This window comes from Streptomyces sp. NPDC054796 (assembly GCF_053611545.1).
This window is the reverse complement of sequence record NZ_JBSHAO010000041.1, coordinates 14,387-35,125: the sequence shown is the minus strand read 5'-3', so window position 1 is coordinate 35,125 and position 20,739 is coordinate 14,387. Positions and strand designations below refer to the sequence as shown.

Here is a 20,739-nt window from a genome sequence, read left to right as displayed (position 1 = left end):
GCGTCGCGCCTGTCGCGTTGCCATGAAAAGCCTTCACCTTCCATGGACACTTCAGGCGGGCGAACCTACGTTCCCCCCATGCCGAGCAGACCCCGACACCGCTGCGCTCTGACGTCGCTCCTCGCCGTCGCGGTGTTCGCGCTGCCCACCCCCGCGTACGCCGACGACATCCCGAAGGCACCGGGCCACCGGCTCGTCGAGCAGTACGAGGGCGCGCCCGCTGACCCGGCGCCCGTGCCCGGCGCGAAGCCGCCGCAGCATCCGTACATGGCACCCAACGGGCGCAGCGGCATGCACGCGGACGCGGCAGGCAGCGGCACATACCCATGGCAGGGGCCGCAGGGCCGCAACCCCGAGGTGAGCAGCGAGAAGATGGCGGCGCTCGGCGGCGAGTGCGCCACGGTCACCTTCGACGCGGAGGGCCGCATCGTCACCGTCTGCGGGACCTTCGAGGGGTTCCTGGTCAAGCTGCTCGACCCGGAGACCATGGACACGCTGGCCGAGTACAAGCTGCCGCAGCGGCCGTCCACGGTGGAGGCCATCACCCGGCTCGACTTCTCCCGCATCTTCAAGGACACCTCCGGCGGCGCCTACTCCTACCTCGACGACAAGGACCGCCTGGTGTTCGCCGACTCCCGGCAGCACATCCTGCGCCTCGCGCACGAACGCTCGGCGGACGGCAGTTGGCGCTTCGAGGTGACCGACGAGTGGGACCTCACCGCACACGTCCCGCACGACTGCGTCTCGTGGACCAACCTCTACCCGAGCGGCGAGTGCGACCCGGTCACCTCCGTGATGCCCGACTGGGAGGGCCGACTCTGGTGGGTGACGCGTCAGGGCCGCGTCGGCACCGTCGACCCGGACACGGGGACCGTCCGCTCCATCCGGCTCGAAGGCGAGGAGATCCAGAATTCCTTCTCCGTCGCGGAGGACGGGGTCTCCATCGTCTCCGACCACGCGCTCTACAGCTTCCGCGCCACCGACGACGGCACCCCGCGGGCGGTCTGGCGGCAGACGTACGACCGTGGCACGGGCGGCAAACCCGGCTCGGTGAACCAGGGTTCGGGAACCACACCCGACCTGTTCGGCGGCGACGCAGAGAATGGTGGCGGGCAGAAATACGTCGCCATCACGGACAATGCCGACGACCGCATGAACGTCCTGGTGTACCGGCTCGGCGAGGACGTGCCCGACGACGAACGTCTGGTGTGCAAGGTGCCCGTGTTCGGCAGCGGCGCCTCGACGACCGACAATTCACTGATCAGTTGGGGCAACAGCCTGGTCGTCGAGAACAACTACGGCTACGAGAACATCACCTCGCTCACTTTCGGCCGCTCCGTGGCCGGCGGCGCCACCCGCGTCGACGTGCGCCCGGACGGCAGCGGCTGCGACACCGTCTGGGAGAGCGACGTGCGCTCCCCCTCGACGGTGCCGAAGCTCTCCACCGCGAGCGGGCTGCTCTACTTCTACGAGAAGCCGCCGAACGCCCTGGGCATCGACGCCTGGTATCTGACGGCCGTCGACTTCCGCACGGGCGAGCGCCGCTGGCGCCGTCTCGTCGGCACGGGCCTCGCCTACGACAACAACTGGGCGCCGGTGACCCTCGGTCCCGACGGTACGGCGTACGTGGGGGTGTTCAACGGCCTGACGGCAGTACGCGACACCCCTTGAGCAGCCGCCCCCAGGGCCCGGGGCCTCAGTCCGGGCCCCACAGCGGCGCGTACGCTGAGCCGCCGAAGGACGCGCCCAGTACGTTCGTCCCCCACCAGGCGTCGAGCGCTGCCGGGCCGAAGGAGAGCGACCCGGTGGCGGTGAGGCCGCCGGACGCGCCCGGCAGCGACCAGACCGCGCCGCTGGAGTCGTTCTCGCCCGGCGCGGAGGCCGCGAGGTCGGCCTTGCCGTCGGCGCCGTAGTCCGCGAGCTGGATCGCGCTGCCGAAGTGGTCACCCTGCTCGGCGACCCCGGTGACGCCCGCGGTGTCCTGGTGGAACGCCTGCGCCCCGGCGCCGGTCAGACCCGTCGACGAGCCCTTGAGCAGCACCGTCGCGCCCGCCGCCTTCGCGGTCCCGACGGCCTCGTACGGCACCCCGACGGCGAGGTCGGCGTAGCCGTCACCATTGGCGTCACCGGCCGAGAGCGTGCCGCCGAACTGGTCGTCCGCCTCACTGGTGCCCGGGACGCCGGAGGTGTTCTGCGTGAAGGTGGCCGTGCGGGTGCCGGGCCCGCTCGCGGTTCCGTAGCTCACCTTCACGGTGCCGGGGTCGTACGGCAGCTCTTCGAAGAGCCCGGTGACGGCGCGGTAGGCGAGGTCGCCGTACCCGTCCTTGTCGAAGTCGCCGACGGCGCCCGTCGCGGCGTAGGGCAGGGTGCGTTCGAAGGTGAGACCGCCCGGGCCGCCCATGAAGAGGCGGGACAGCTCACTGGACTCCTCGAAGGACTGGCACACCACGACGTCGTCGGCGCCGTCCCCGTTCAGATCGCCCACGATGACGGAGGGAACGGAACTCTCCAGGTTCCCCAGCTCGACCGGTGTGATGTCAGCGGGCTCTCCCGAGCGGGTGAACGGCCCCTGGAGCACGGCGAATCCGTGGTCGCCGCCGCGCGACACCAGCAGGTCCTGCCCGCCGTCGCCGTTGTAGTCACCGGCGTAGACGTGATGCCCGTACCGGTAGTTCTCCTGGACACCGGCCGACAGCAGCTTGGCGCCCTGGCCGCTCAGCCCGTTCGCACCGCCCCACAGCAGGGTCAGCGAGCCCCAGCCGCCGGGGTCCGAGCCGTCCGGATCGTCGAACCGCTCGCCGGGGCTGACGACGACCAGATCGGTGAACCCGTCACCGTCGTAGTCACCGCCCACCAGCCGGTAGCCGAACTGGTCGCCCAGCTCCGAGGCGCCGGGCACCCCGGACGTGTTCTGCTCGATGACCGTCTTGCCTGCCGTGCGCAGGCCGGAGGCCGAGCCGTATGTGACGGCCACATAGCCCGTGGAGGTCTCCTCCCCGTACTTCCCGGGCGCGCCGATGGCGAGGTCCTGGTAACCGTCGCCGTTGAAGTCCTGCCGTATCTGCTGGGCCTGCTGCCCCTGCCGGACCTGCTGCGACGGAGCCGCCTGCGCCGTACAGGCCAACGCGCCGGCGACCAGGACCCCGAGCCCGGCCGCCAGCACCCGTCTTGCGCGATGTCTCATCAGAAACCGCCCCTCCCGTGCCCACTCGGGCACCGTGGGAGCAAGTGTGCGGGACAACGGTGCCGTGGCACAGATGCGTGACCTGTGCCGGGCGGGCCCGGTGAGGGGCCCGGCTCATGTGGTGTCGGCCAGCCAGGTGCGGAGGGTGCGGGGGGTGAGGCCGTAACGGCGTTTGAAGACGGGGTTGCGGCGGCCGAGCTCGACCCATGTGCGCCCGGACGCGAATGCTCCGCGCATCACCTGGTCGAAGGCGACGTAGAAGCCGCTGAAGCCGTCCATGGGGGCGAAGCCGCAGGCCCAGAAGTGGTAGCGGGTGTCGTCCGTGAGCAGCAGGCCGGAGCAGATCAGCCGGTCGTCGATGCGCAGTTCCAGCACCCGCGCGTCGTCGTCGAGGGCGCGGACGAAGTCCTGGAAGAGGCCGGGCCGGTAGTAGTCGGAGTTGTCGTACTTGGCGGCGGTGGCACGGGCCAGCTCGACGAATCCGTCCAGGTCCGCGTCGTCCGTACGGTGGACGGCGGCGGTGACCCGGGCCTGTTCGGCGGCCCGCAGGTCGCGGTGGAGGTTGCGGCGGGGCTTGCTGCGCAGGGAGGCGAGGTAGTTTTCGTAGCCGCCGACGGCCGTCAGGTCGAGCCCCCACCCGATGTCGATGTCGACCCCGGACATGCCACGTGCCGCCAGCATGCCGTCGAGGCGGGTGGCGCCGTCCACGTTGGCCAGGCCGTACAGCCGGGCACCCCAGTCCCGGGCGGTGCGGTGAAGCGTGTCGAGGGCCGCCGCGGTGGCGGGCTCGGCGCCTGGCCGGGTCGGCAGGACGGAGTCGTAGCAGTGCCACACATGGCTGAGCAGGGCGGGCTGCCCCACCGCGTGGGGGAAGTGGTCGTGGATGACCCGCATCGGATCGACGCCCGACTGGAGACAGGCGGGCAGTGCTGCCTGGAGCGTGCCGCTGTGGTCGCGGATGAGGAGGTAGGCGGTGCGCTCGACGGCGTGCAGCGGATGCCGTTCGAAGGCGCGGAGGAAGGGGCGGCGGTAGAAGACCGGGGCGCGGGCCACGGTCATCAGCTCGTCCCATTCGGGCCCGACGTCGTCGATGGAGAGACGGATCTCGGAGTCGTAGTCGCTGGTCAGCAGGGTGGCGGAGCTGGTGTGACGCGGGGTCATGAGGGTTCGCCCCAGTCGATGAGCACCTTGCCCGCCGTGCCTTCGGCCGCGGCGGTGAACGCCTTGAGGTGTTCCTCCGCCGCATAGTGGTGGGTGACGGTGAAGGACGGGTCGAGTCCGTCGGCGATCAGGCGGGACATGCTGTGCCAGGTGTCGAACACCTGACGGCCGCTGACACCCTGGATCGTCAGCATGCGCATGGAGATGTCGGCCCAGTCGGTGGCGACCCGGTCGGAAGGCAGGCCCAGGACGGCGACTTGTCCGCCGTGGGCGACCGACCCGAGGAGTTCGCGCACCGCCTCACGGCTCCCCGACATCTCGAATCCGATGTCGAAGCCGTCGGCCAGACCCAGTTCCCGCGCGGTGCGTGTCACGGCACCGGGGGTTGCCTCCACCACATGGTGTGCACCGGCCGCGCGGGCCAGGTCGAGCCGGAGGGGAGCGATGTCGGTGGTCACGACGAGCCGGGCGCCGCGGTGCACGGCGACCGCCGTGGCCATGGCTCCGATGGGCCCGGCGCCGGTGACGAGCACCGTCTTGTCCCGCACGTCGAAGGCGTCCGCGACGTGGACGGCGTTGCCGAACGGGTCGCTCAGGGCTGCCACATCGAGCGAGGTGCCGGGCGGGTGGGTCCACACGTTCTCGGCGGGCAGGACGAGATACTCGGCGAAGGCGCCGTCGCGCTGGATGCCCAAGCCCTGGACGTCCAGACACAGGTGCCGGTCGTCGGCACGGCAGCGCACGCAGTCTCCGCAGGTGAGGTGGCCCTCGCCACTGACCAGCAGGCCCGGGCGGAGGCCGCCGACCCCGGCCCCCGTCGCCGCGACCTCGCCGACGAATTCGTGGCCGATGATCCTCGGCAACTCAAGAGCACGGGCCGCCCAGGCATCCCACCGGTACAGATGGAGGTCGGTACCGCAGATCCCGCTGCGCAGCACCCGGATCAGCACGTCATGACGTCCCACGCGGGGTACGGGCACGTCGGTGAGTTCCAGCCCCTCACCGGGGGTGGTCTTGACGAGTGCTTTCATGCGCCGCCCTCCACGGTCCCGCCGGTCCACTCCGTCTCCTCCGGCCGCGCGGCATCCGTCGCGCCGCGCGTGGTCACCGCGTCGAGCGGGACGGCGATCCGCTGGTCGTTCATGTCCACGAGCCACTGGTCCACGTCCAGCAGCCACCATTCGTGGACGGTGAGGAGGTAGAAGCGGCGCGGGCCGTCTCCGGTGAATTCCTCCCGCGGCAGCCGCCACTGGGCCCTGACCGTCTCGTCGGGAAAGTTCCGCGCGTAGTACCAGTCGCTCAGCTCGGCCAGTCGGTCCGCTCCCACCGCCTCGGCGGTAGCGGTGAACTGAGCGCCGTCCAGGGTCAGTTGAGTGTCCAGACCGGTCATGAAGAGCGAGCCGGACACCTCGGGGTGTGTCTCGATGTTGCGGGAGTGGCGGGACCGGCGCAGCGAGTACCACAGCAGCCGCAGTGGCTCCCGCAACGGTACGTAGTTGACGGTCGACGCCCAGGGGCCGTCCGCGCCCTGGGTGGCCAGTGTCATGAAGCGGGCGTTCTCGATCAGTACGTTGCTGCGTTCCCTCAGCAGCGGCACGGGAGTCATCCCGCGGGCACCTCCTTGGACGTCTCGATGACGGCAGCGTGCGGCACATCGAGGTATGGCTGGAAGAAGGGATCGCCCACCGACTCAGGGGAGACCTGGTGCGCTCGCCACGTGTGCCCCGTGAAGCCCGCCTCGGACAGGGCCTTCTCCAGGGTCGGCCGAGTCCAGTAGCGGGCGGTGACGTGTGCGTCGTGACGGCCGAACCGAAGGTGAAGGCCGACGGGCGAACCGTCCTCGCGTGGCGCCTCGGCCGACAGGCGGAAGCCGTAGGGCGCGTAGTAGCCGGGGTCGGGGTGGAAGTCCGGGTTCACCGGCAGGGTCAGCAGACGCCCTCCCGGCCGCAGCGCCTCCCCGGCGGTGCGGCACATGGCCACCAGCTCCTGGTAGCGGGTGGCGTACGGCAGCACGTACACGGCCAGCACCAGGTCGAAGGTTCCCTTGAGGTGGTGGGGCAGCGGACCGCAGTGGAAGTCGACGCCGAGCCGCTCCCGCTCCTCGCGTCGCACCGCGTAGTCGATCATGCCGGCGGATTCGTCGAGTCCGGTCACCGCGTCGGCCCCCGACGCGGCGAGGAGGCGGCTGTAGACCCCGCTGCCACAGCCCAGATCAAGGAGACGCAGCCCGCTGACCTCTCCGAGCAGCGAAAAGACGGTGGGGAACTCCATGTGCCGACGGAAAGGAAGCTCCGAGAACTCCTCGTACATCTGCGCCAAGGCATCGAACTGACTGGACTCCACCGCGGCCCTCTCCCGACTCCCGGGGCCGACTTCCCGGCCCACCGGCGTACCGAACTGTCGGGCGCAGCCGTACACGGCACTCAGCACCACTCAGCACCACTCAGCACGGGGCCCGGCGGCGCAGGGGCCGCTTCTCCAGCCAACTGCGTCGCGTGGTCCGCAGGAAGGAGAATCCAGGTCGCACCGAGTGAACGGGGTGAACGGCGACGACCAAGGACGCGGGCCGGAAGCGGGGACGGTGCGCCCGTATTCCGGCTTCGCCCCGCTGCCACGGGCCGACGCGCACCCGCCGCCCGCGGCAGCCGGCTTCAACCTTGCGCGGGCCGGGTGGCCAACTGGCCGGCCAGCGACTCGGTGAGGGAGGCCACGGTGGGGAACTCCCAGAGGGCGTTGGGGTCGATCTCGAAGCCCACGTGGTCTTCGACCGTGGTGAGAAGGGTGATGGCCTTGACCGAATCCAGGCCGTACGCGGACATGGGCACAGTCGGATCGACTTCCCCCCGCGGGAGCCGCAGCTCCTCGGCCAGGCGGGCGCAGAGCCAGTCCTGGAGTTCGGCGTGGAGCGCGTCGGTACCGGCGTTCTGCATGTGCATGGGAGCCCTTCGGGTGAGTGGACCAGTACGTCGCGTCCCGGACGGGACGTTGAAGACACCTTCTAGCGAGGGTCCTGGTAGAGGGGGGTCAGCAGGCCCTGGTGGAAGAGGTCCCGCATCGCCGCGCGGCGCACCTTGCCGCTCGTGGTGCGCAGCACACTGCCGGGTTTGAGCAGCGCCACACTGTCGACGCTGATGCCGAACTCGCGCCCCACCGTGTGCCGGATACCGGCCGCGAGAGCGGGCAACTCGTCGTGCCGCATGTGGCGCACCTCGTGTGTGACGACGACCATGGACTCGTCGCCGCCATGGGTGTGGCCAGGACCGCCGAACACCACGCCCGCGTTGCCCAACTCCGGGTGCTGGGCGCGCAGTTCGTGCTCCACGTCCTGGGGGTAGACGTTGCGCCCGTGCACGATGATGACGTCCTTGAGCCGCCCGTGCACATACAGCTCACCTTCGTGCAGTACGCCGATGTCGCCGGTGCGGAGGTAGCCGCGGGCGCCGTTCGCGGTGACGGCGTCGAAGGTCTCCGCGTTGTCGTCCCGCTGCCAGTAGCCGGGGGAGATGCTGCGACCGCGCAGCCAGATCTCTCCGAGGGAGCCTCCCGGGAGCACCTCACGGGACGTCGGGTCGACCACGCGGATCTCCACCGCGGGGGTGGGCACACCGCAACTGACGATCTCGCGCGTCCGGGCCGCTCCGGTGGCCGGGGCGAACGTGCCCCGTGCGAGCGCGTCGAGGTCCACTTCGCTGGTCACGGGTCGTCGGCCCGGGTGCCCGGAGACGAACACGGTCGCCTCGGCGAGGCCGTAGACGGGGACCACCGCCTCCGGGCGGAGTCCGGAGGCCGCGAACTTGGCGCTGAAGCCGGCGAGGGTGTCCGGTGCGATGGGCTCCGAGGCGCAGCCGGCCAGGTCCCAGCGGGACAGGTCCAGCGCGGCCGCCTGCTCCTCGCTGACCTTGCGTGTGCACAGCTCGAAGGCGAAGTTGGGAGCGAACGACACGGTCAGGCTCTCGCTCTCGATCAACTGGAGCCAGCGCAGCGGCCTGCGGACGAACGCCAGCGGTTCCATCAGCACGCTTCTGTCGCCGCGCAGCAGCGGCCACAGGAACACGTTGAGCCCCATGTCGTGGTACAGCGGCAGCCAGCCGCCCGAAGGCCCGCGCCACTGGAGCGCTCGCATGCCCTCGTCGCTGTTGAACAAGAACTGGTCGTGCTGGATGACCGTGCCTTTGGGGGCGCCGGTCGATCCCGACGTGTACTGGAGCAGGGCTGTCGTCGACCGGTCCAGCGGCGGGGGCGCCCAGCCCCGTGGGTCGCCGAATCCGGGCTCGTCACCCGCGGCGGTGCGGATCGTGGTGACGTCCATGTCCCTCATCCACGTGTGCACCTCGTCCAGATGCCGGGACGTGGTCAGCGCGGCGGTGGCGCCGGAGTCGGCGGCGATCGCGGCAAGCCGTTTGCGGTGGTGCGGATAGCGGCCCGGAAGCGGAGCCGGGACAGCGATCATTCCGGCGTACAGGCAGCCGAAGAAGGCCGCGGCGAACTCAAGGCCGTTGGGGTGGAGCAGGAGCACGCGGGAGCCCGGGGGCACGTTCTCCCGCAGCCACGCCGCGCGGCCGCGCGCCTCCTCGTCGAGCTGGGCGTACGACCAGCGCACCATGCCGCCGGTGAGGTCGTCGGGTTCGGCGAGGAACGCGACCGCCTCGGCGGCCGGCTGGGCCGCCACCCGCTCACGGAACAGCGTCACCAGGTCGGGTGCGTCGGCCAGGGAATGCGACATGGGTTCGTCCTCCGCGACTGGCTTGGGATCGGGACGGTGACGGGTTCCTCAACCGGTGCGGACGCCGTCGAAGTCGACCAGGAGGTGCGACGGCCCGCGCAGGTTCAGGTTGTGGCTGTCCGGATCGGTCAGACCGGCGATCTCCGCCAGTAGTGGAGGACGGCCCGACCGTACCGATTCCTCGGTCCCGCCGGCGGTTCCGACCATCACCGAATCCATTCTCATCGGGGCAGGAAATTCTCATCGAGGCAGACGATCGACGATCGTCGACAGTACCTGTGCGCCGCAAACCCGGGAATATCGCGCGGCGGCGTTCAACCGCTGAAATGCCGCAGTTGAACAGCCGGGTCCGCACCCGCACCCGCACGCGCCGGACCGTCAATTGACGTCCGTTCGGCGACTGGTGAGGATGTGCGCACTGAAATGAACCTGAACACCGCTGTGACCGAGGCTCATTCACTCTCCGAAGGGGAACGGACTGTGTCCATTTCGCTGGTCGGTTCCGACGGAGACCCTTATGAGAACGTCGTGCTGGGAGAGCTGACATCGGCTCAGCTCGGTATCTGGTATGCCCAGCAGATTGCGCCGGACAATGTTCCGTACAACATTGCCGAATGCCTTGAGATCCGCGGGGGCGTGGATCTGGACGTGTTCGTGCGGGCCCTGCGGCAGGTGCTCTCCGATGTCGACGCGTACCGTCTCCGTTTCCGCGTGGTGGACGGGCAGCCGCGGCATTACGTCGACGTCACCGCCGAGGTTCCCGTGCGCGTCATCGACGTCAGTGCCGAGGCCGACCCTCGGGCCACAGCGGAACGATGGATGCGCGCTGAGCTGCGCCGGCCGGTCGACCTGACGGGCCGGCGCCCCCTGTTCACCTGCGCCGTGCTCTCCCTGGGAGAGGGCCACCTGCTCTGGTACCACCGCGCCCACCACCTGATCATGGACGCGCACAGCGGCGCGCTGATCGCCACCCGCGTGGCGGCCACGTACTCCGCGCTGTCGGCGGGTGCGGATCCCGGCGGGGGCGACGCGTTCGAGCCGTTCTCGGCGTTGGTGGAGGCGGACCGTGAGTACCGGATGTCTCCGGACCTCGGCTCGGACCGGGCATTCTGGCTCGCCGTCCTGGACGGTCTGCCGGACCGGGCCGGACCGGCCGCACCGTCCGCACCGGCCGGACGGGAAGGCCAGGGGGGACAGGGAACGCCCTCGCGCGCCAGCGCCGAACTCGGCCCGGAGCGCGGCGCCGAACTCAGGGACGCCGCCCGCCGGTTGAAGACGAGCCTCGCCGTCCTGGTCATCGCGGCAGCGGCCGTACACGAGCATCGGACCACCGGGGCACGGGACATCGTTCTCGGGGTGTCCGTGCCCGGCCGCGTCGGGCGGCGCGAGGGGCAGGCCCCGGGCATGACCGCGAACGTCATGCCGGTGCGGCTGGACGTCACGCCCGGGACGCCCGTCGCGGAGATCGTCCGCCGCACCGGGCGGGCGATCGGCCGAGGACTGCGCCACCACCGGTACCGCTACGCGGACATGATCCGGGACCTGCAACTCGGCGACGGGGCCTCCCTGTGCGGGCTGATCGTCGACGTCATGAGCTTCGCCTACCCCATGCGGTTCGGCGACGCGGAAGTGACCGTCAGGAACCTCAGCCAGGGGCCGACCATGGACCGTCGGCTGGCGGTCTACGACCGCTTGGACCGGTCGCCGGGCTGGTCGTCGGAGCGGTCGTCGGACCGGTCGCCGGTCCAGATCGACGTGGACGCGGACCGCGGCCGGAACGGACCGGCCGCCGCCGGTGACCTGCTGCGCCGCTTCCGCCGGATCCTGGACTGGATGGTGACGGCGCCGCCGCAGACCCCGGTCGGCGACGCGGAGATCCTCGACGAGCACGAGTGGTTCCAGGTCGTGCGCGGCTGGAACGACACCGCGGCCGACCTGCCGCGGGTGACCGTACCGCGGATGATCGACGCGCAGGCGGCGCGTACACCGCACGGCACCGCGGTCGTCTCGGCCGACGGCACGATGGCGTACGCGGAGCTGGACGCCCGTGCCGAACGGCTCGCGCGGCACCTGGCCGCGTCGGGCGCGTGCCCTGAGTCGGTGATCGGGCTGTGCCTGCCGCCGGGCCCGGAGATGATCGCGGCGATCCTGGGCGTCTGGCGGGCAGGCGCCGCCTACCTGCCCATCGATCCCCGGCAGCCGGTGGAGCGGACCGCGTTCCAGCTCGCCGACGCCCGGGCCGCCCTGCTCGTGGCCACCGGCGCACTGCTGGAGGACCTCCCGGCCGGACGCGTACGCACCGTCTCGGTGGACGACCTGGCCACCCCCGGCGCGCCCGCATCCGCGCCCACACCCGCGCCCACACCCGCACCCGCACCCGCTCTCGCATCCGCATCCGCATCCGCGCCGGAACCGGACGGGCTGGCGTACGTCATCTACACCTCGGGCTCGACCGGTACGCCCAAGGGCGTCGCCGTGACGCACCGCTCCCTGGCGAACTACGTGGCATCGGCGCGGGAGCGGCTCGGCCTCGGCGGCGAGGGCGCCCGGTACGCGGTGCTCCAGCCGCAGGTGACCGACCTGGGATACACGATGGTCTTCTGCTCGCTGGCCACCGGCGGGGAACTCCACGTCCTCGACCCCGACACCGTGCTCGACCCGGCCGCGGTTTGCGGCTACCTCGCCGACCACCGGATCGATCACCTCAAGGCCGTTCCGTCCCATCTGGCGGCGCTCTCGGCACCCGCGGGCCCCGCGAGCGTGCTGCCGGCCCGCTCGCTGGTGCTCGGCGGCGAGGCCGCGCCGCCGGACTGGGCCCGTGCCCTGCTGCAAGCGGCGGGGGAGCAGGGACGGGGGGTCTACAACCACTACGGCCCCACCGAGACCACCATCGGGGTCACCACCACCCGGCTGGCCCCAGACGACGTCGCGGACGGCGACGTCCCGATCGGCGCGCCCATAGACGGCGTACGGGTCTACGTCCTCGACGCTTCGCTGCGCCCGGCACCGGTGGGAGTGACCGGAGAGCTGTACGCGGCGGGCGACGCACTGGCACGGGGCTATGTGAACCGGCCCGGGCTCACCGGCGAGCGGTTCGTGGCCTGCCCGTTCGAGCGCGGGACGCGGATGTACCGGACGGGAGACCGGGCCCGCTGGGGCCGCGACGGGCGGCTGGTGTTCGCGGGCCGCGCGGACGACCAGGTCAAGATCCGGGGCTTCCGGGTCGAGCCCGGGGAGGTCGAGAGCGCCCTCGCCGCCCACCCCGAGGTGGCCCGGGCCGCCGTCGTCGCCCGGCAGCACCCGCCCGGTGGCGGGCAGCACCCGTCCGGTGGCGGGCAGCACCCGCCCGGTGGCGGGCAGCACCCGTCCGGTGGCGGGCAGGGCGTGCCAGGGGCGGTGGAGCTGGTCGCGTACGTCGTTCCCGACGACCCGACGGCCGCGGACGGGCTCGCGGACGGGCTCCCGGACCGGGTACGGGAACATCTGAGGGACCGGCTGCCCGACCACATGGTCCCCGCCGCCGTCGTCGTGCTCGGCGAACTGCCGCTGACCGGGAACGGGAAGCTGGACCGCAAGGCGCTGCCGTCGCCGGGCCGCGTGCCGGGCGCGGGCCGCGCACCGGCCGGCGCGGAAGAGGAGTTCCTCTGCGAGGCGTTCGCCCGCGCGCTCGGCTGGGACGTGGTCGGCCCGGACGAGGACTTCTTCGCCCTCGGCGGCAACTCGCTCGTGGCCGTGGCCCTGGTGGAGGACCTGCGGACGCGCGGCGTCTCCGTCTCGGTACGCGCACTGTTCCTCACTCCGACCCCGGCGAGGCTGGCCGCGGTCTCGGGCCCGGAGCAGGTGGCGGTGCCGGAGAACCGGATACCCGAGGGGGCCACCGAGATCACTCCCGGCATGCTGCCGCTCATCGAGCTGTCCGAGGCTGAGCTCGCGCGTGTCCTGGACCATGTCGACGGCGGAGCGGCCAACGTCGCGGACGTGTACCCCCTGGCCCCGTTGCAGGAGGGCATCCTCTTCCACCATCTGGCGCGAGCCGAGGGCGACCCCGACGTCTACCTGCGGTCAGCGGTGCTGGAGTTCGACTCACGGGAGCGACGTGACGGGTTCTTCGACGCGCTGCGGCAAGTGATGAACCGGCACGACATCTACCGCACCGCGTTCGTCTCGGAGGGTCTGCGCGAGCCGGTGCAGGTGGTCTCGCGCCGGGTCGCACTTCCGGTCGAGAGGGTCGAGAGAGACCCGGGCCAGGACCCGGTGGAGCAGTTGCTGGCCGCGGCCGGAACGTGGATGGAGCTGGACCGGGCCCCGCTGCTCAGGGCACACGTCCTCACCGAGCCGAGCGACGGGTGCTGGCTGGCCGTACTGCGCGTCCATCACATGGTGCAGGACCTCACGACGCTGCGGGTTCTCATCCAGGAGATCCGCGAGTTCCTGGCGGCGCGTGGCGACCGGCTGCCGCCGCCGCTGCCGTACCGGAACTTCGTGGCCCAGGCGCGACTGGGCACGCCCGCGGCGGAACACGCGCGCTACTTCGCCCGTCTGCTCGGTGACGTCACGGAGACGACCGCTCCCTTCGGACTGCTGGACGTGCACGGCGACGGCGCCGCGGTGGTACGCGCGGGCGGACGGGTCGAAGACGGGCTCGGCGCACGGATACGCGACGTGGCGTCGGCGTCCGCTGTGAGCCCTGCGACGGTCTTCCACCTGGCCTGGGCCCGCGTGCTCGCGGCACTGTCGGGGAGCGACGACGTCGTGTTCGGCACGGTGCTGGCCGGCCGGATGAACGCGGGGGCCGGTGCCGACCGGGTGCCCGGCCTGTTCCTCAACACCCTGCCCCTGCGGGTGGGTGTCGACGGGCGTGGTGCGGCCGACGCGCTGGCCGGACTGCGGCGGCAGATGGCCGAACTGCTGGAGCATGAGCAGGCGCCGCTGGCACTCGCCCAGAAGGCGAGCGCCGTGCCACCCGGCAGACCGCTGTTCACCTCCCTCGTCAACTACCGGCGCGACCCGTCGGCCGACGAGTCCGACATCGGCCTCGAAGGGGTCAGACTGCGCTCCGCCAAGGAACGCACCAACTACCCGATAACGCTGATCGTCCGCGACACCGAGTCCGCGTTCGACGTCACCGTCGACGCGCTGGCGCCTGCCGACGCCACCCGGATATGCGCACTGCTGCACATCTGCCTGGACAACCTGGCCACCGCCCTGGCCGACGCTCCGGGCACCCCGTTCGTCGCGGTGGACGTCCTCGGCCCGGCCGAACGCGGGCAACTCCTCGACGAGTTGAACAGGACCGCGGCGCCGGTGCTGGACCGGACGTCGCAGGCCCGTACGGTGCCGGGGCTGTTCGCCGCGCAGGTGGCGCGTACCCCGGAGGACATCGCCCTGGTCTGCTCAGGCGTCGAGGTCGGTTACCGGGAGCTCCAGGAGCGGTCCGTCCGGCTGGCCCGTCTGCTGCGCGACACCGGCGTCGGAACCGAGTCGGTGGTGGCCCTCTGCCTGCCACGCGGCATCGAGATGGTGACCGCGATCCTCGCCGTGTGGCAGGCCGGGGCCGCCTACCTGCCGCTGGACCCGGCCCAGCCCGCGGCCAGAACCGCCTACATGCTCGACGACAGCCGGGCCTCGGTGCTGGTCGGCACCGCCGAGGTGCTGGACGACATGCCGGTGACAGGAAGGGTCCGCACCCTCTGCCTGGACGATCCGGCAGTGGTGTCCGCACTGGCGGCGCAGCCTGCGACGCCCTTCGACACCGGCGCGCAGTCCGGCCATCTGGCGTACGTGATCTACACCTCCGGGTCCACCGGGCGGCCGAAGGGCGTCGCCGTCACCCACGGGAACCTGGCCAACTATGTGATCCATGTGCCGCGGCGGGTGGGCTTCGGAGCCGCCGGCGGGCGGTACGCACTGCTTCAGCCGGCCGTGACGGATCTGGGCAACACGGTGCTGTTCGCCAGCCTGACCACGGGCGGTGAGCTGCACGTACTGGACGCCGGCGCGGTGACGGACCCGGTCGCCGTCGCCGGGTATCTGGCCCGGCACGGGATCGACTTCGTGAAGGTGGTGCCCTCACACCTGGCCGCGCTCGGCGCCACCGGCGACCTGAGCTGGCTGCTGCCGCGGAGCGCGCTGGTGCTGGGCGGGGAGGCGGCTCCCACCGACTGGGCCGAGCAACTGCTCAAGGCGGCCGGGGACCTGCCGGTGTTCAACCACTACGGCCCCACGGAGACCACGATCGGGGCCGTGACCGCACGGCTCGACCGCGCACCCGTGACCGCCGGCACGGTCCCCATCGGGACACCGGTGGCCAACACGACGGTGCATGTGCTCGACGACGCGCTGCGGCCGGTGCTCGCCGGGGTGGCGGGGGAGCTGTACGTGGCCGGGGCGCAGGTGGCGCGCGGCTACGTGGGCCACCCCGGTCAGACCGCGGAGCGCTTCGTGGCCAGCCCGTTCGGGGACGGGACGCGGATGTACCGGACGGGGGACCGCGCCCGCTGGTCCGACGGCGGATTCCTGGAGTACCTGGGGCGGACGGACGAGCAGGTCAAGATCCGCGGGTTTCGGGTGGAACCCGGCGAGGTCCGGTCGGTGCTCGCGAGACACCCGGCCGTGACGCAGGCCGCGGTGATCGCCCGGGAGGACACGCCGGGTGACAAGCGCCTGACCGCGTACGTCGTACCGGCGGACCAGAGCGCCGACGGCGCGGGTGCGCTGACCGAGGCGGTGCGGCGGTTCGCCCAGGAGAACCTGCCGCGGCACATGGTGCCCGACGTGGTGGTACCGCTCGCCGGGCTGCCGTTGACCGGCAACGGGAAGCTCGATCGCGGCGCGCTGCCGGAGCCGGACCGGGCGGCGGCCGCGGGGGCGGGACCGCAGCCGGCCAACGAGCGGGAGGCGGCGCTGTGCGAGGCGTTCGCGGAGATCCTCGGCCTGCCCGCGGTCGGTGTGCGGGACGACTTCTTCGTCCTCGGCGGGCACTCGCTGCTGGCGACGAAGCTGGTCAGCCGGGTGCGGGTGGTGCTGGGCGAGGAACTTCCGATCCACGAGCTGTTCGACAAGCCCACCCCGGCCGCTCTCGCCACCTGGCTGGCGGCCCGGGCCGACGACGAGAAGCGGACCAGGCCGCGGCTGCGGCCGATGCGGGCGCGATAACGCCGTCTGTCCGTTCGTCCGCTTGCCCGTCCGCCCGTCCGCCCGTCCGTCCGCCCGTCCGCCCGTCCGCCCGTCCGGACGGGCGTCCTGGAGTGCCGGAGGCCGTTCAACCCCGGCCTCGCCGCGGTTGAACGGCAGGGCACGGCGACGGTTTCCGCGTCGTCCTGCCGTAAGGATCGCAGCGGGGGATGAGCTAACCGCCGGGAAACCTGCCGCACAGCACCCTGATGGTCATGCAGACGAAGTCACCTTTCACCGCTACGACGGCAGTGGTCCGCTGCCTCGGTCCGATCCGCGGCGGGGCCGAGCGGACCACGCGGAGGCTGAGCCATGTTGGAATCTGAGGCCACCCGGGAGAGCGTGCCCGAGCAGGAACGCTGGACGGAGCCGGAAATCGACTCCGCCGAGGACCGGTACGAGGCGTCGTCGCCGCCGCGTCGGCGCAGGCGCGGAGTCTGGGTGATGCTCGGCGGGGCCGTCGTGCTGGTGATCGGCGGGTCCGGCGCTGTGTACCTGGCGCAGGACGAGGACAGCAAGCCGGCACGGTCGGCCGCGAAGCTGCCGACCGCGGGGGTGGTCCGCACCGACCTGATCGACACCACCGAGGTGGACGGCACGCTGGGCTATACGAGCGGCAGCGCGGTGCTCGCCGAGGGGGCCGGTCGGCTCACATGGCTCCCGCGCGTCGGCGACGTCATCGAGCGGGGCGACCGGGTCTACGCCATGGACGGCCACTCGGTACCGCTGTTCTACGGCTCGACGCCGTTCTGGCGGGATCTGAAGACGGGGATGTCCGACGGGCGCGACGTGCTGGAGCTGGAACGCAACCTGCTCGCACTCGGCTATGGCGACTACCTGAGCGTGGACGAGGAGTTCACCTCGGCGACCGCGGATGCCGTGAAGGAATGGCAGGAGGACCTGGGCGTGAAGGAGTCCGGCGTGGTCGCGCCGGGCGACGTGGTGATGCGCGCGGGGAAGTTGCGGGTGAGCGAGGTCGAGGCTCAGCTCGGCGCACCGGCCAAGGGACCGGTACTGACCGGCGGCAGCACACGGCAGCGGATCACCGTGGATCTGCCGGTGACCGACCTGGAGATGGCGAAGGTGGGCGCGAAGGTGACGGTGAAGCTGCCGGGCGACAAGAGCACCACCGGCCGGATCTCCTCGATCGGCAAGGTGGCGGCCGCCGGGAAGACCAACTCCAAATCCCAGACCGGGCAAGGCACCGAGAACGCCACCATCCCCGTCTACGTCGTGCTGGAGAAGAACAGCGGCGCGGAGAAGCTGGACGGTTCCCCCGTGACCGTCGGCTTCACCAGCGCCGAGCACAAGGATGTGTTGGCGGTGCCCGTGAACGCGCTGCTGGCATCGGCGAACGGCACCTACCAGGTGAAGGTCGTGAACGCGGCAGGGAAGGCGCGGACCGTGCCGGTCAAGCTCGGCCTTTTCGAAGCCGACATGGTCGAGGTGAAGGGCGACCTCTCGGCGGGCATGAAGGTGCAGGTGCCCCGCTCATGAGCCAGAGCATCAGCACCGCGGAAGGGCTGACACCCACGGAACCGACCGCCGACCGGCCGGCCGCGGTCATCGAGGTGGACAACTGCACCAAGGAGTACCCCGGTGGCGTGTGGGCACTGCGCCGCGTCTCGCTCGCTGTCCATGAAGGTGAGCTGATGGCGATCCTGGGGCCGTCCGGATCCGGAAAGTCGACGCTGCTGAACCTGATGGGGACCCTGGACAAGCCGAGCAGCGGCCGGGTCCTCATCCAGGGACACGACGTCGCCAATGTTCCCGACCGGCGGCTCGCCGCGGTCCGCGCCCACTGGATCGGCTTCGTCTTCCAGCAGTTCTTCCTCACCTCGCACCTCTCCGCCGTGGACAACGTGGCGACCGGGCTGCTCTACCACGGCATCCCGCCCCGGGAGCGACGCAGGCTGGCGAAGGCCGCACTGGAGCGGGTCGGGCTCGGCCACCGGCTGAATCACCGCCCGAACCAGATGTCGGGTGGCGAGAAGCAGCGCGCCGCGATTGCCCGGGCGGTCGTCGGCAATCCGCCGCTCGTGCTCGCGGACGAGCCGACAGGCAACCTCGACACGAAGTCAGGTGAGGGTGTGCTGGAACTGCTCGCGGAACTGAACCGCGACGGCACCGCCGTCGTGGTGATCACCCATGACATGGAGGTCGCGGCCGCGCTGCCGCGGCGTTTGGAGATCCGCGACGGGCGGATCTACGCCGATTCGGGGATGCCGGCATGAAGGCCCTGCCCAACGCAGCCCGGCTGCGCACCCGTGACCTGGCCGTCGTCGGCGTCGACGGACTGCGCGGCCGGCCGCTGCGCGCCGTGCTCTCCGCGCTCGGCATCGCCATCGGTGTCGCCGCCATGATCGGCCTGGTGGGCATCAGCACCTCCAGCCGGGCCGGGCTGATCGCCGACATCGAGAAGCTGGGCACCAACCTGCTGACCGTCGAGCCGGGCACGACGCTGACGGGCAAGGACTCGGAACTGCCCAAGAGCGCGGAAGACATGGTCGCCCGTGTCCCCGGGGTGACCAGCGTGTCCGCGGTCGGAAAGGTCGAGGACGCGACCGCCCGCCGCACCGACAAGATCGACGCCGATACCACCAACGGCATCGCGGTGCAGGCCAGCCGGACCGACCTGCTCAAGACCCTCGGTGGCAAGATGCGCTCCGGCACCTTCCTCAACGCCGCCACCAGCAAATACCCGGTGGTCGTGCTGGGAACCGACGCCGCCGGGCGGCTCGGCATCGACCGCGCCGGCGCCCACGTCTACATCGACGGACGGTGGTTCATGGTCGTGGGGATCCTCGACGAGGTCGACCTCGCGCCCGAGGTCGACCGCGCCGCCCTCATCGGCTGGTCGTACGCGGAAAAGCTGGGGTTCGACGGGAACATCACCACCCTCTACGAGAAGTCCACGGACGCGACGGTGGACAAGGTGCGCAGCGTGCTGGGGTACACCGTGAATCCCGAGCATCCGGAGGAGGTGGCGGTCAGCCGTCCGTCGGACGCGCTCACGGCCCAGGCCGCCGCGGAACGCACCTTCAACGCGCTGTTCTTCGGGCTCGGCGCCATCGCCCTGCTGGCAGGCGGCGTCGGCATCGCGAACATCATGGTCATCTCGGTGCTGGAGCGACGGCAGGAGATCGGGTTGCGCCGCTCGCTGGGCGCCACCCGTGGGCAGATCAGACTCCAGTTCCTCACCGAATCGGTGACCCTGTCAGCACTGGGCGGGGCCGCCGGAGTGCTCATCGGGCTCGGCACCTGTGTCGGATACGCCGTCTACCGGGGCTGGCCCACCGTCCTGCCTGCCGATGCCATCGTCGGCGGTGCGCTGGCCGCCGTCCTCATCGGCGCGCTGGCCGGCGTCTATCCGGCCCGCCGCGCGGCCAATCTCACGCCCACCGAAGCCCTCGCCACGAACTGACCGGTCATCCCCCGAGCCGGTCACAGGGGTGCCTCCGCTTTCACCGTCGCGGAGGCACCCCGCCTTCATGTCCGCCGCCGTGCTCCCGCTCGCGTTCCCGTTCTCGCTCCCGCTGGAGACGGTCACCGTGGGGAAACCTGTCGGCGGCAACGCTTGTGGGCATGAAGACACAGATTCTTGCCGCGGTGACCCTCGCGGCTGTCGCCACGTTCGGGCTGACCGCTTGCGGCGAGGACTCGTCCTCCGGCAGCGGGAAGTCGCTGTCGGATGAGGGCCCGCAGCAGCAGAGGTACCAGAAGTGCATGGAGGAACACGGCATGGACATGCCTGCCCCCGGCGAGGTGAAGGAGGGCGAGATGGATGTCCAGCAACCCGGGGAATCCTCCGCCGAGCAGGAGGCCGCGCGGATGGCCTGCGCGAAGTACGCGCCCGCCCAGGACGCCCCCGAGGACGTCTCGAAAGCCGACCAGGACCGCGCGCTGAAGAAGGCCGAGTGCTTGCGCAAAGAGGGGATCGACGCCAAGGATCCTGAGCCGGGAACGGTGGAAATCGGCATCGGGGAGGATTCCGATATCTCCCAGGAGAAGCTCGTCGAGGCATTCTCAGTGTGCAACAAGAAATTTGGAGGCAAGCGCGGGTAGCGCTCCATAGATCGTGACCTTGGAGCCGGGGGCGGCGCGGGAACGACGCGGGAACGGCTGACCCGCGAGAATTTCGGATTCCCTATGGCCGGGAACCTTCCCGCGCGCCTTCAACCTGGCAGCGCACCGCGACCTGCTGCCCGGCGACGACCAGATCGTCCACCTGGACGTCGACTCCAAGATCAAGCAAGTCGCCCCCACTCTCCTCGGGGCACCGAACACCGTGGCCACCCGTTTGCGCAAGGGCTCGGCCGACTCCGCCAAGGGCGCCACCGCCCGGCGCGCACACCGCACGGCTCGCCGTGGCGTTCAACTGCGCGAGCGCATCGGTTGAACAAGGGATCGCAGCGAATTAAGGAACCTTGCCAAGCCGTCCGCGGATGGACTGGAATGATCCTGCCGGCCGACTTGGGTGGTGTATCGGCGGTGGGCG

Annotated in this window: 14 protein-coding genes; 6 read left to right on the top strand and 8 right to left on the bottom strand. The window is 71.1% G+C overall.

The window, feature by feature from the left end:
* The first annotated feature begins 78 nt into the window (after positions 1-78).
* Positions 79-1,671 (top strand): hypothetical protein, encoded by a 1,593-nt coding sequence (locus ACWGJ2_RS28385; protein ID WP_453349111.1) that lies wholly within the window; start codon positions 79-81, stop codon positions 1,669-1,671.
* A 25-nt stretch (positions 1,672-1,696) separates the two neighbouring features.
* Here the strand turns inward: ACWGJ2_RS28385 and ACWGJ2_RS28380 are convergent, their stop codons facing one another.
* The 8 genes from ACWGJ2_RS28380 to ACWGJ2_RS28345 all read right to left on the bottom strand — a co-directional run bounded on the left by ACWGJ2_RS28380 (position 1,697) and on the right by ACWGJ2_RS28345 (position 9,275).
* The gene (locus ACWGJ2_RS28380; protein ID WP_453349110.1) at positions 1,697-3,184 is read right to left on the bottom strand and encodes an FG-GAP-like repeat-containing protein; all 1,488 of its coding nucleotides are present in this window, start codon (positions 3,182-3,184) and stop codon (positions 1,697-1,699) included.
* Positions 3,185-3,298: 114 nt separating this feature from the next.
* Positions 3,299-4,345, bottom strand: coding sequence for a GNAT family N-acetyltransferase (locus ACWGJ2_RS28375; RefSeq protein WP_453349109.1), 1,047 nt, complete (start codon positions 4,343-4,345; stop codon positions 3,299-3,301).
* Entirely contained in the window at positions 4,342-5,376 is a 1,035-nt protein-coding gene (gene tdh, locus ACWGJ2_RS28370) for an L-threonine 3-dehydrogenase (protein ID WP_453349108.1), read from the bottom strand. The genes ACWGJ2_RS28375 and tdh overlap by 4 nt, the downstream gene beginning before the upstream one ends.
* Positions 5,373-5,951 carry a pyridoxamine 5'-phosphate oxidase family protein gene (locus tag ACWGJ2_RS28365; RefSeq protein WP_453349107.1) on the bottom strand — a complete coding sequence of 193 codons (579 nt, stop codon included), beginning with the start codon at positions 5,949-5,951 and terminating at the stop codon, positions 5,373-5,375. Before ACWGJ2_RS28365 ends, tdh begins: the two co-directional genes overlap by 4 nt.
* Positions 5,948-6,688, bottom strand: a complete 741-nt coding sequence (locus ACWGJ2_RS28360) for a class I SAM-dependent methyltransferase (protein WP_453349106.1) — start codon at positions 6,686-6,688, stop codon at positions 5,948-5,950. Before ACWGJ2_RS28360 ends, ACWGJ2_RS28365 begins: the two co-directional genes overlap by 4 nt.
* Before the next feature lie 308 nt (positions 6,689-6,996).
* Positions 6,997-7,281, bottom strand: coding sequence for an acyl carrier protein (locus ACWGJ2_RS28355; protein ID WP_453349105.1), 285 nt, complete (start codon positions 7,279-7,281; stop codon positions 6,997-6,999).
* A 62-nt stretch (positions 7,282-7,343) separates the two neighbouring features.
* Positions 7,344-9,068 (bottom strand): fatty acyl-AMP ligase, encoded by a 1,725-nt coding sequence (locus tag ACWGJ2_RS28350; RefSeq protein WP_453349104.1) that lies wholly within the window; start codon positions 9,066-9,068, stop codon positions 7,344-7,346.
* A 48-nt stretch (positions 9,069-9,116) separates the two neighbouring features.
* Positions 9,117-9,275 (bottom strand): hypothetical protein, encoded by a 159-nt coding sequence (locus ACWGJ2_RS28345; RefSeq protein ID WP_453349103.1) that lies wholly within the window; start codon positions 9,273-9,275, stop codon positions 9,117-9,119.
* 216 nt (positions 9,276-9,491) lie between these two features.
* Between ACWGJ2_RS28345 and ACWGJ2_RS28340 the strand changes: the two genes are divergently transcribed.
* From ACWGJ2_RS28340 to ACWGJ2_RS28320, 5 genes are all read left to right on the top strand, one after another.
* Positions 9,492-16,223, top strand: coding sequence for an amino acid adenylation domain-containing protein (locus tag ACWGJ2_RS28340; RefSeq protein ID WP_453349102.1), 6,732 nt, complete (start codon positions 9,492-9,494; stop codon positions 16,221-16,223).
* Positions 16,224-16,553: 330 nt separating this feature from the next.
* Positions 16,554-17,738, top strand: coding sequence for an efflux RND transporter periplasmic adaptor subunit (locus ACWGJ2_RS28335; protein WP_453349101.1), 1,185 nt, complete (start codon positions 16,554-16,556; stop codon positions 17,736-17,738).
* Positions 17,735-18,475, top strand: a complete 741-nt coding sequence (locus tag ACWGJ2_RS28330) for an ABC transporter ATP-binding protein (protein WP_453349100.1) — start codon at positions 17,735-17,737, stop codon at positions 18,473-18,475. The genes ACWGJ2_RS28335 and ACWGJ2_RS28330 overlap by 4 nt, the downstream gene beginning before the upstream one ends.
* Complete coding sequence (locus ACWGJ2_RS28325; RefSeq protein WP_453349099.1) at positions 18,472-19,665, top strand: ABC transporter permease; 1,194 nt, start codon at positions 18,472-18,474, stop codon at positions 19,663-19,665. Before ACWGJ2_RS28330 ends, ACWGJ2_RS28325 begins: the two co-directional genes overlap by 4 nt.
* Positions 19,666-19,826: 161 nt before the next feature.
* On the top strand, positions 19,827-20,306 hold the full coding sequence (locus ACWGJ2_RS28320; protein ID WP_453349098.1) for a hypothetical protein: 480 nt from the start codon (positions 19,827-19,829) through the stop codon (positions 20,304-20,306).
* Positions 20,307-20,739 lie beyond the last annotated feature (433 nt).